Annotated in this window: 6 protein-coding genes; 4 read left to right on the top strand and 2 right to left on the bottom strand. The window is 31.9% G+C overall.

Annotation, left to right across the window (positions count from 1 at the left end; genetic code table 11):
• The first annotated feature begins 39 nt into the window (after positions 1-39).
• Entirely contained in the window at positions 40-2,277 is a 2,238-nt protein-coding gene (locus ACMOUI_RS10565; RefSeq protein WP_418965660.1) for a hydratase, read from the top strand.
• A gap of 182 nt (positions 2,278-2,459) precedes the next feature.
• Here ACMOUI_RS10565 and ACMOUI_RS10560 read toward each other — a convergent pair whose 3' ends face one another.
• Complete coding sequence (locus tag ACMOUI_RS10560) at positions 2,460-2,606, bottom strand: hypothetical protein (protein ID WP_418965663.1); 147 nt, start codon at positions 2,604-2,606, stop codon at positions 2,460-2,462.
• A gap of 44 nt (positions 2,607-2,650) precedes the next feature.
• Complete coding sequence (locus ACMOUI_RS10555; protein ID WP_418965662.1) at positions 2,651-3,343, bottom strand: helix-turn-helix domain-containing protein; 693 nt, start codon at positions 3,341-3,343, stop codon at positions 2,651-2,653.
• 308 nt (positions 3,344-3,651) lie between these two features.
• Between ACMOUI_RS10555 and ACMOUI_RS10550 the strand changes: the two genes are divergently transcribed.
• The 3 genes from ACMOUI_RS10550 (at position 3,652) to ACMOUI_RS10540 (ending at position 8,383) form a co-directional block, all read left to right on the top strand.
• Positions 3,652-4,980, top strand: a complete 1,329-nt coding sequence (locus ACMOUI_RS10550) for a 6-phospho-alpha-glucosidase (RefSeq protein ID WP_418965659.1) — start codon at positions 3,652-3,654, stop codon at positions 4,978-4,980.
• 43 nt (positions 4,981-5,023) lie between these two features.
• Complete coding sequence (locus ACMOUI_RS10545; RefSeq protein WP_418965658.1) at positions 5,024-5,740, top strand: MurR/RpiR family transcriptional regulator; 717 nt, start codon at positions 5,024-5,026, stop codon at positions 5,738-5,740.
• 78 nt (positions 5,741-5,818) lie between these two features.
• On the top strand, positions 5,819-8,383 hold the full coding sequence (locus ACMOUI_RS10540) for a hypothetical protein (RefSeq protein WP_418965657.1): 2,565 nt from the start codon (positions 5,819-5,821) through the stop codon (positions 8,381-8,383).
• Positions 8,384-8,385 lie beyond the last annotated feature (2 nt).

Below are 8,385 nucleotides of genomic sequence, written 5' to 3'. Positions count from 1 at the left end.
GTATACAATTATTCAAAAAAGAAAATTGCGGGAGGACTTATGATATCTTTATATGAAAATGGAGTAGTTTTAGTTAATGGAAAAGAGATTATATCAGAGGAATCTGGTATAAAATATAATAAAGAGGATTTAAAAAAGGGGACTATTGCTTATAAAATTTTAGCTGATCATAATGTTTCAAATAATATGGAAAATTTAAGTTTAAAATTTGATTGCTTAGCATCACACGATATAACTTATGTTGGAATAATTCAAACAGCTAGAGCAAGTGGACTTGAAAAGTTTCCAATTCCATATGTTTTAACAAATTGTCACAACACTCTTTGTGCTGTTGGAGGAACAATAAATGAGGATGATCATATGTTTGGATTGTCAGCAGCTAAAAAATATGGAGGAATCTATGTTCCACCACATCAAGGAGTTATTCACCAGTATATGAGAGAAACTATGGCTGGATGTGGAAAGATGATACTAGGTTCAGATAGCCATACTAGATATGGAGCTTTAGGAACTATGGCCATTGGTGAAGGTGGAGGAGAGTTAGTAAAGCAGATTTTAAGTAAAACTTATGATATTAAATATCCAGGAGTTGTTGGTATCTATTTAAAGGGAGCACCTAAAAAGGGTATTGGACCTCAAGATATAGCTCTTACAATAATAAAAGCTGTATTTAAAAGTGGATATGTAAAAAATAAAGTAATGGAGTTTGTAGGAGAGGGAATATCAAATCTAGATGTAGAGTTTAGAAATGGAATTGATGTTATGACTACAGAAACTACATGTTTAACATCTATCTGGAAAACAGATGATAAAGTTAAAGAGTATTTAGAAGAGCATGGAAGAGTAGAGGAGTATAAAGAGTTATCACCTGAAGAGGTGGCTTACTATGATGGAATGGTTGTTGTAGATTTAGATAAAATAGAGTCTATGATAGCTCTACCTTTCCATCCAAGTAATGTTTATTCAATAAAAGAGTTACAAGAAAATCTAGATGAGATACTAACAAAAGTTGAAGCTGAAGCTCTTGAGCAGGGAATGAAAATAGATTTGAAAAGTAAAATAAAGGATGGTTCACTTTTTGCAGAGCAAGGAGTTATAGCTGGATGTGCAGGAGGAACTTACGACAATATAGTTGATGCTGCAGATATTTTAAAGGATAAATCTGTAGGTGTAGATTTTACTTTAAGTGTGTATCCATCAAGTCAGCCAACATATATTGAGTTAAATAAAAATGGAACAATCGCTAAAGTAATGGAAAGCGGAGCAGTTGTAAGATCGGCTTTCTGTGGACCATGTTTTGGTGCTGGAGATACTCCTGCTAATGGACAGTTAAGTCTTAGACATACAACTAGAAACTTCCCGAGTAGAGAAGGATCAAAACCTGGAGAGGGTCAAATCTCTATGGTAGCTCTAATGGATGCTAGATCTATTGCAGCAACAGCTATTAATGGTGGAAGATTAACAGCAGCAACTGAGTTAAATATAGAGTTTACAAAACCAAAATACAAATTTAATGATAAAGTTTATAAAAATAAAGTGTATGATGGGTTTGAGGAACCTAAGTCATCAGATTTAATCTATGGACCAAACATAATAGATTGGCCAAAAATGCCAGCACTAACAAAAGATATGCTTTTAAAAGTTTGTGCAGTTATAAATGATCCTGTTACAACAACAGATGAGCTTATTCCATCAGGAGAAACATCATCATATCGTTCAAACCCTATGAGACTTGCAGAGTTTACTCTTTCAAGAAGAGTTCCTGATTATACAAAAAAGGCTAAAGAGATACATAAAGCTGAAATTTTAAGAGAAAATGGTGAAAATCCATTTGTTGGGGATTTAGAAAAAGTATTGAACAAAATCCAAGGAATAGATAAGGGAGCTAAACCACTAGAGATTGGAATAGGAAGTACAATTTACGCTAATAAACCTGGAGATGGATCAGCTAGAGAGCAAGCTGCTTCTTGTCAAAAAGTATTAGGTGGATGGGCTAATATAGCTAAAGAGTATGCAACGAAGCGTTATAGATCAAACTTAATAAACTGGGGTATGATTCCATTTATAGTAAAGCAGGATATTAACTTTGAAAATGATGACTATATCTATATAAAGGATATTAAATCAGCTATTGAAAATAAAGATGATAGTATAAAAGGTTATGTAATCTCAACTAAAAATGAGGATATAAAAGAGATTGAGTTAAGACTAGAAGCCTTAACAGATACAGAGAGAAAAATCTTAGTAGATGGGTGTTTAATTAACTACTATAAATAGAAAATAAGCTAATGAAAGAAGGCTAGATATCTTAAATATCTAGCCTTCTCTATTTGATAAAGTGTGTGTAGATTATCTATTCCAATCAGCTAAAAACTTAGCGATTCCAGCGGTGCTCTAACATTTTACAAAGAACAGGGTATGGAATTGTTCCAATATGTGCCCCAGCCTTAGCAGCTTCCTTAGCATGATGTTGAATCAAGGAGCTCTTTTAGTTGTGATAAAAGATTATCTTTGTCAGTAATTGTGGTATTTTTTTCAAGTCCCTCTAAAACTTCAGAAGTAATATCAAAAAGTTGTGGATAACTTTCTAAAACCTCTTGATATATTGAGTTTTCAAGTTCAATACTATATATAGTAGGTTTTATGTGATTTAGTAATCCATCTCTACCCAGTTTTCATAATATGAATAGTTTAAGTTATATGTGTGACTTCCTAAAAAGTAGTCTGTGATTTTTAGATACTCTACTTTAGAAAGTTCAATATCGTAATGAGCTTCTAAAAGTGTACTCCCTTTTTTAACAGCTTCATACTCTTTTGTGTTTTCTAAGAAGCTTTCATTTTTAATTTTATCTATATGGTGCCCAGCTCTAACCATAAGAATAGTTATTTTAAGGTAGTTTTTAATAATCTGGTAAGCTTCATCAGAGATTATTCTATCCATAATTTTTTGACAGTAGTTTAAAAACAGTTTAACTCCCTCTTCGTTAACAGACAAATACTCTTTTAAGATATTTTTGAAAAATATATTCTTTCTATTTTTAATAGTTGTTAGAAACTTTAAAAGACACTGTCTAATATCCTCCTCTTTTCCAACTAGTTCAAGCCCTTTTTTATGACATATTTCTAAAGATAGATGATATTTATCAAGAGTTTCTTTAAGATCTTTTAAATGAAGCTTAATAGTGCTTCTACTAATATCTAGTTCCTCAGAAAGTTGCACTTGATTGATAACTCTTTTAAAAAGAATTAACATAAGAATGTACAGTTCTCTCTCTTCAGAAGAGAAAGTAGTTTTATCATAGTTATCTTTTAAAAACGCCTCTAAAGATTTAAAGTTAGATATCCTAACAATACCTTTTGAAATCTCAATGTTATCAAGAGAGTTTTCACTTAAGAGTTCAGAGATTTTTTCTAACTCATAACGAACAGTTCTTTTACTTACTCCAAGTTCTTCTGAAAGCTCTTTTAGACTCTTCTCTATTTTTATGTAGTATTAGGTTTTGTAAAATTAAAGTTGAACGACTATTTAACATATGTGACTCCTTTTGTTACTTTTTAAATTGATTATAACATAAAAAAATTGACAACTCTAAATTTTTATTATATATTAGTTGTATATACAACTATACAATTTTAGAGGGAGTGAAAATTATGGATAAAAGAGAGTTTACAATAACTATAGCAGGTGGAGGAAGCACTTGGACACCAGGTCTTTTAAAAGCTCTTTGTAAGAGAAAGGGAACTTTTCCATTAAAAAGAGTTGTACTTTTTGATAATAATCCAGAGAGACAAGAGATTATAGGGGAGTTTGCAAAGGTTCTTTTTAAAGAGGAGTATCCAACTGTGGATTTTGAATATACAACATCACCAGAGGTAGCTTTTACAGGAACTGATTTTGTATTTTGTCAGATTAGAACTGGTGGATATAAGATGAGAGAACTAGATGAGAAGATACCACTGAGTTTGGGAGCAATTGGACAGGAAACTTGTGGACCAGGTGGATTCGCTTATGGAATGAGATCCATTGGAGATATGATAAAACTTATAGAGGAAGTTAGAAAATATGCTCCAGAAGCTTGGTTCTTAAACTATACAAACCCGGCGGCAATAGTGGCAGATGCACTTAAAAAAGCCTTTCCAAATGACAAGAAAATATTAAATATATGTGATCAACCAGTAAATCTTCTAAGATCATATGGAAGACTTTTAGGGATGGATTCAAATGAGTTTGAACCGGTGTACTTTGGGTTAAACCACTTTGGATGGTTCACAAATATCTATGATAAAAATGGGGTAGATCTAGTTCCTAAACTAAAGGATATAACTTTAAACTCTGGATTTAAACCAGCTGATGCAGAGCAAAGAGACCAGTCATGGTTGGATACATATGCAATGGTAAGAGATATGCTAGTGGATTTCCCAGACTATATGCCAAATACATACTTACAATACTATTACTATCCTGAATATAAGAGGGCAAAACTTGATCCAAACTACACTAGAGCCAATGAAGTTATGAATGGAAGAGAGAAAAGAGTGTTTGAAGAGTGTAAAGAGATAGCTGTAAGAGGTAGTATGGGAGAGTCCAATGTAGTTCATAATGATGCTCATGGAGAGATGATTGTTGAAGTTGCAGAGTCTATAGCCTTCAATGAAAATAGAATCTATATAGTGATAGTTCAAAACAATGGACTGATATCTAACTTAGATGATGATGTGATGGTAGAGGTAGCAGCTACACTGGGTATCAATGGACCAAGACCATTTGGAGTCGGAAAGATAGGAACATTTTATAAGGGGCTTATGGAGCAGCAGTTTGCCTATGAGAGATTGACAGTGGAGGCATGGTTTGAAGGTTCATATGCTAAAGCACTTCAAGCTTTAACACTGAATAGAGCGGTGGTAGATGCTAAAAAAGCTAGAAAAATTTTAGATGCACTAATTGAAGCAAATAAGGAGTATTGGCCAACACTAAGATAATATGTTAATATCTAATTAATATAAAAATAGAAGGGTGGTTTCAATGGAGTATAAAGTTATAAATCTGTTACAAACAAGGGAGTTAAAGGCAAAATTTACCAAGAGTGAGGAAAATATTTTAGATTTTATTGAAAAAAACTTTGATAAAATCCCTAAATATTCAGTGGTTAGATTATGTGAAGAGGCTTATGCTTCTCAAGCAAGTGTAAATAGAGTTTGTAAAAAGTTGGGGTTTAAAGGGTTTAGTGAATTGAAATACTCCATTGAACAGGACCTAGAGAAGATGCAAAGTTCAAAGAGTTTAAGTATAAATAATACATTTTTTTATATAGAGAATATAAACTTTCAAGATGTTCAAGAGGTGGCAGAGGTAATAAAAGAGAATAGAAAGATATTGATATATGGACTTGGAGCTTCTCAAATAACAGCTTCATATTTTCAAAGACAGCTACTATATCTGGGATTTCAAGCCATTGTAGTGAGTGAAGAGAGAATGATAGAGCAGTTTGATGACTTTATACTTTTTATTCTATCTAGCTCTGGTGAAACTTTAAGAGTGAAGCATGTGGCTAAAAAGTTTAAGGATAGAGGAAAAACAGTTATAGCCATAACAAAATCTGGAAGTTCACTGGATGAGTTATGTGATTTTACCTTTACTCACAATATTTCAATAGATAAATTGGACGCTATAGCTCGTGAACAACAGCTACATATGATAATTATGATTAATGAGCTAATAAATAGAGTTCAAAATGGATAATTATCCATAAAAAAGGATTACGATTTTTTGTTCTGTTAGATTATAATAAATTTAAAAAAAGAACAAAGAGGTAATAAAATGAGTAGAGATATAAAAATATTGATGCATACACATTGGGATAGAGAGTGGTATTTTACAAAAGCTGAAACACAGGTACTTCTTAGAAATCACATGTTTGAAGTTATAGAGTTTTTAGAAAAAAATGAGGATATAATCTATGTTTTAGATGGTCAAAGTGTAATGCTTGATGATTTTATAGAGTTTGCTCCAAAGTGGAGAGAGAGAACAGAAAATCTAGTAAAAAAAGGTGCTCTTAGAGTTGGACCTTGGTATACACAAACAGATTTACTGCTAGTTCATGGAGAATCTATTATCAGAAATCTATACTATGGAATGAAAAAGGCAATGGAGTATGGAGATGTAATGAAAGTGGGATATGCTCCTGATACTTTTGGACACTCAGCTCAAATGCCTCAAATATACTCACAATTTGGAATAGATAGCACTTTTTTCTGGAGAGGCTACAGTGAGTTAAAAGCTGAGAAATCAGATTTTCTATGGAAAGGGATAGATGGAAGTGTAATATTTGGAGTTAATCTGGCCACTGGTTATCAAGGAGCTAAGTATTTAGAGAGTGATAGAGATGAGTTAAAAGCTAGAATGGATAAGATAATGAAAGTTCTGGACAAATATTCAGCTGGAGATTCTAGACTTATAATGAATGGTCATGATCAGATGCCAATTCAAAAGAATATACACTCAATTATGGAGAATATAAAGGAGTTTTATAAGGGTGATAAAGTTTCTGTATCGGACTTTGAAAGTTATGTAAAGAGTTTAAAGGGACTGGTTTTAGAGAGCGTAGAGGGTGAACTAAACCATAGTAAACATGCGAGAATTCATAAGACTATAACATCAACTAGAATGGATATAAAACTATTGAATACAGAGTTGGAGTATAAAATATACAATGTTTTAGAACCTTTAGCACTACTGGGAAAAGAGTTAAATATTGACTACCCACATGAGATATTTGAAAAATGTTTAAAAGAGCTTTTTGGAGCACATGCTCATGATAGTATTGGTGGATGTAACTCAGATTTAGTAAATAGAGATATAAAACAGAGATTAACTCAGGTAAAGGAGATACTGGATACTCAAATAGAGCTATATATGAGACTTATATCTCTAGCTTCAACAAGTGAAAATAGAAATATAGTAACTCTTTATAACTATCTACCATATAAGAGAATCAATGAAAAAATTGAGATGGAGTTTATCACAAGAACAAGTGATTTTAAGATTTTAAATGGGGATAGAGAGATAGAGTATCTACTACTTGATCAGGAGATTGTAGATGCTGGTCTTATAGATAGACAGGTGGCAGCTAGACTTTTAGATATTAAAGTTTTTAAGAGTAAAGTTTCATTTGTAATAGATGAGATAGAGGGATTATCTACTAAATATTTAAGCTATGAGGATGGAGATAACTACTCATTGAGAGATGAGAAAAAATTAGATACATCTATTGAAAATAGTTTATATAAAATCTATGTGGAAAACAATAGACTTAATCTTTTAATAAAAGAGGAGAATAGAGTTATAGAGAATGTGTTCTATATAGAGAGCAGTGGAGACGCTGGGGATAGTTATGACTATTCACCTCCACATAAAGATCTAATTATAGATTCTAAAGATGTAAAAATAGATGAGTGTGAAGTTTTAAAATCAGAAACTCAATCTGTTTTAAAATATAATTTAACATATGAGCTACCTAAAAATCAGAACTCTAGAGATGAGAAGATTTTAGATGGAAAAGCTACATTTAAAGTGACTATCTCAATAGTGGATAAAGATGTTGTAAATCTATCTATAGATCACACTAACTATTTAGAGGATACAAGATTTAGAGCAGTTTTAAATACAGAGATTTTAACTGATAAAGTTGAATCAGATTCACATCTTTGCGTTGTGGAAAAGCCAGTATACTTTGAAAAGGAGTTAAGTATTTGGGAAAGTGATAGATGGGCTGAAAAACCAGTGTCCATTGAAACATTTAACTCATATGTTTCACTTAAGGATGATATGAGAGAGGCTGCAATGTTCTCATATGGACTAAAAGAGTATGAGGTTGTAGATAGTAAGATATTTATAACTCTATTTAGAACTTTTTCACACTTGGGAAAAAGAGAGCTTATAAATAGACCGGGAAGACCATCTGGAATAGAGATAGAGACTCCAGATAACCAGTTATATAAGGAGAGTTTCAACTTTAATCTAGGATTTACATTTATAAAAACAGATAGAAATAACAGTGAAAAAGCAAAAGAGTTTTTAACTCCAATAGAGGGATATCAATTAAAAGAGTTCAATAGATTCAATATAAATATTCCAAATGTTAGAAAAAATATCACTACAAATCTAAATTTAAAGTTAAATGGATGTGTAGTGAGTGCATTAAAAGAGAGTGAAAACACTGGAGATACATTCATAAGAGTGTTCAATCCAACTGGACAAGAGATAGAGTTAGTATTTAACGAGGGAGTTTTCTTAAGCAATATGTTTGAGGAAAAATTAGAGGTATTAAAAGTATACAAAATAAAAGGGCAGGAGATTTTAAATATATTAATTGAGAGAAAATAGTA

Origin of the sequence: Cetobacterium sp. (assembly GCF_048470075.1) — a bacterium.
Taxonomy (GTDB): domain Bacteria; phylum Fusobacteriota; class Fusobacteriia; order Fusobacteriales; family Fusobacteriaceae; genus Cetobacterium_A.
The sequence above is the reverse complement of the archived record's forward strand: the minus strand, read 5'-3'. Positions and strand labels throughout refer to the sequence as shown.